Raw genomic sequence first — 2,803 nt, 5'->3', positions numbered from 1 at the left:
CGACGTGGAGATCCGCCGCGAGCTGGCGCGAGGAGGGCAGCCGGGTGCCGGGCGCGAGCCGCCCGCCCCGCACCGCCTCGCGCAGCGCGTCCATGAGCCGGGCCCGGACGGTGCCGCGCGGCGCGCCCGGGCCGGTGTCGAGATGCAGATCGAGGCCCTGATTGGCCCACTCGTTCGCCACGGGAATGGACCATACTCCTGGGCCGCCGGGCTTCTACGGTGGACGCATGACGACGAATGAGAACACCCAGGCCACCACCCGCCTCCCCGAGCACACCCCCCGCCTGAACTTCGCGAAGCTCGCGCCCGAGTTCTACCGCGCGATGATCCGCCTGGAGACCGCCTCGCACGACGGCGTCGAGCCCGCACTGGCCGAGCTGGTCCGCATCCGCGCCTCGCAGCTCAACCACTGCGCGTACTGCCTCGACATGCACACGAAGGACGCGCTCGCGGCGGGCGAAACGATCGAGCGGATCGTGCAGCTGAGCGCCTGGGAGGAGTCGAAGCACTACTACACGGCGCGCGAGATCGCCGCGATCGAACTGACCGAGGCGGTCACCGTCCTCACCGACGGCTTCGTCCCCGACGAGGTCTGGGAGAAGGCGGCGGCGGTCTTCGACGAGCGCGAACTCGCCGGGCTCGTCGGCGCGATCACGGTCATCAACGCGTGGAACCGCCTCAGCGTGACGTGCCGCAACGTCCCGGGCCACTACACGCCGGGCGACAACGCGGCCTGAGACGGGCGTCCGGGGCGGGGGGCTGAGAAGGCGCCTCCGGCGTGCGGACCTGAGAACGGGCTCCGGAGTGCGGGCTGCGAGGCCCCTCCGAGGTGGGTGAGTGCTCACTCACCTCGGAGGGGGGCAACGCGGGGCTCCCGCCTGGGCGGGGGCGGTGCGACCACCGGTACGGGGCCAGGGTGCGTACGCCATCGCATGCGCCGCCCTCCGGGTCGGCCATGACGGCCCAGCCGCGGTCCGGGCTCTGGCCTCGGGTGGCGCCGAGGGCGAGCAGGCGGGTCACCTCGGACGAACACCATGGCGGGCGGGATCTACTGGGCCCGGCCGCACGGGGGGGCCGGGCCCAGCGGGGGTGGGCCCAAGCGGGGGCGGCGTGGGCCCGGGGGTTGCGCGGGGGTGAGAGACGGCTGGTTCGCTGGCCGCGTGGAAGCCGTCGCGACGAGTCTGGTGGCGGTCCTGGGCACCGTCCTCGGGGCCGCCCTCACCCACGTCTTCCAGCGCCGGAACGCGCTGCGCGCCGAGGCGGTGGCCCGCGAGGAGCGCCTGCGCCAGGAACGCGTCGCCGCGTTCAGCTCCTTCGCGGGCGCGCTCGCCGACTACCGCAGGGGGCAGCTCGACCACTGGTACGCGCGGCACCGCGAGGAGCCCGGCGCGGAGGCGCTCCGCCGCGAGGCGGCCCGCTTGCGGGCGGTCGCTCTGGAAGCGATGTTCCGCGCCGAACTCCTCACCGAATCGGAGGAGTTGGCGGCGGCCGGACGGCGGGCACTGAAGGACACGGACCGCATGGACCTGGCCCGTACCCGCGAGGAGCTGGCGGAGCCCCGCACCCGCTCGCGGGAGGCCGTCTACACGTACGTCGCGGCGGCACGCGGCTGGGTGCCGGGGGCGGCGGGTTAGCCCTTCGGGGGCGGCGTGCGGTGGCTAGTCCTGCGGGGCCAGGGTGCGGACGACGTCGAATTCGTTGCCCTCCGGGTCGGCCATGACGACCCAGCCGCGGTCCGGGCCCTGGCCCACGTCCGCCCTGGTGGCGCCGAGGGCGAGCAGGCGGGTCACCTCGGCCTCGGTGGTGCGGTCGACCGGGCTGACGTCGAGGTGCAGCCGGTTCTTGACGGTTTTGCCCTCGGGTACGCGGATGAAGACCAGCGTGGGCGGCATCTGCCGGGCCCGGATCTCCTCGGCGGTCGGCACCCAGGAGCCGATCTCGACCTTCTCCTCGTCCCGGTCGATCACCTCGAAGTCCAGGACCGCGCACCAGAATTCGGCGAGTCTTCCCGGGTCGTGGCAGTCGACGGTCAACTCGGTGAACCTGCTGGTCATGCTTCCCCCCGGAGTGTGCGGACGCGGCCCAGCGTAGATCACTCGCCGGGCGGCTCGAAGTGGGCCAACGCCGTTTCCAGGACCTCCCGCTGGGCCTTCTCCGTCGTGTCGGGCGCGGCGGCGAGGAACGCGTACCGCTTGCCGTCCGTGGCGGTGAAGGCGCGTTCGATGCCGAGCCGGGTGCCGCCGACCTTGTCGCTCTCGTAGGAGTAGACGAGTTCGGCGGCGTCCCCCTCCGGGTTCTCCGGGCCGCTCCGGGCCGGGCCGAGCGTGATCTGTTCGTAGTGCTCGGTGCGCCCGCGCAGGTCCTTGGAGGCGCCGGTCACCGCCTCCTCCGGGGTGAGACCGGCGTCGGTGATCTCGAAGATCTGGAGGAGGCTCAGCTCGTCGGACGAGGTGTAGAACACGCTGCCGTTCTTCTCGCTGCGCTCCCAGTCCTCCGGCACGGCGAGGGCGTACCCCGCCGGGTCGTCGGTGGCGACGTAGCCGTCGGGGAGCGCGGAGGGATCGGCCGAGGGCTCGTCGGAGGGCTCGCCCGACTCCTCGCCGGACAGGCCGTCGGAGGGCTCGTCGGCCGTGTCCCCGTACGAGGGGTCCGGGGCCGAGGGGTCGCCCTCCTCGCCCGGGGTCGGCGCGGCGGACACCCCGGCGGACTTGCGCGCCTCGGCGTCGTCGTCCCCGGAGTCGAGCAGGGACCACGTCAGCGCGACGGCCCCGGCCGCGACCACGACGGCCGCGGCCAGCGTGAG

Annotated in this window: 5 protein-coding genes and 1 pseudogene; 2 read left to right on the top strand and 4 right to left on the bottom strand. The window is 73.7% G+C overall.

What is annotated here, in order from left to right; translation table 11 throughout:
* Positions 1 to 181, bottom strand: a 181-nt coding sequence (locus G3I42_RS04225) for a GntR family transcriptional regulator (protein WP_164282489.1), incomplete at its 3' end; no start/stop codon positions are given.
* A 46-nt stretch (positions 182 to 227) separates the two neighbouring features.
* On the opposite strand from G3I42_RS04225, the gene G3I42_RS04220 reads away from it, so the two are divergent.
* Positions 228 to 737 (top strand): carboxymuconolactone decarboxylase family protein, encoded by a 510-nt coding sequence (locus tag G3I42_RS04220; RefSeq protein ID WP_164282488.1) that lies wholly within the window; start codon positions 228 to 230, stop codon positions 735 to 737.
* Positions 738 to 906: 169 nt separating this feature from the next.
* On the opposite strand, the pseudogene G3I42_RS37370 reads toward G3I42_RS04220, so the two are convergent.
* A pseudogene (locus tag G3I42_RS37370) lies at positions 907 to 1,023 on the bottom strand (VOC family protein); the annotation flags it as partial.
* Positions 1,024 to 1,160: 137 nt separating this feature from the next.
* Between G3I42_RS37370 and G3I42_RS04210 the strand changes: the two are divergent.
* On the top strand, positions 1,161 to 1,634 hold the full coding sequence (locus G3I42_RS04210; protein WP_164282487.1) for a hypothetical protein: 474 nt from the start codon (positions 1,161 to 1,163) through the stop codon (positions 1,632 to 1,634).
* 24 nt (positions 1,635 to 1,658) lie between these two features.
* Here G3I42_RS04210 and G3I42_RS04205 read toward each other — a convergent pair whose 3' ends face one another.
* Both G3I42_RS04205 and G3I42_RS04200 read right to left on the bottom strand, forming a co-directional pair.
* A complete protein-coding gene (locus G3I42_RS04205; protein ID WP_164282486.1) occupies positions 1,659 to 2,054 on the bottom strand; it encodes a VOC family protein in 396 nt (131 codons plus the stop codon).
* A 38-nt stretch (positions 2,055 to 2,092) separates the two neighbouring features.
* Positions 2,093 to 2,803, bottom strand: a 711-nt coding sequence (locus G3I42_RS04200; protein WP_164282485.1) for a hypothetical protein, incomplete at its 5' end; no start/stop codon positions are given.

Origin of the sequence: Streptomyces sp. SID11385 (assembly GCF_010548245.1) — a bacterium.
Classification (GTDB): domain Bacteria; phylum Actinomycetota; class Actinomycetes; order Streptomycetales; family Streptomycetaceae; genus Streptomyces.
Note: the sequence above shows the minus strand (reverse complement) of the source record. Positions and strands in the feature narration are given on the sequence as shown.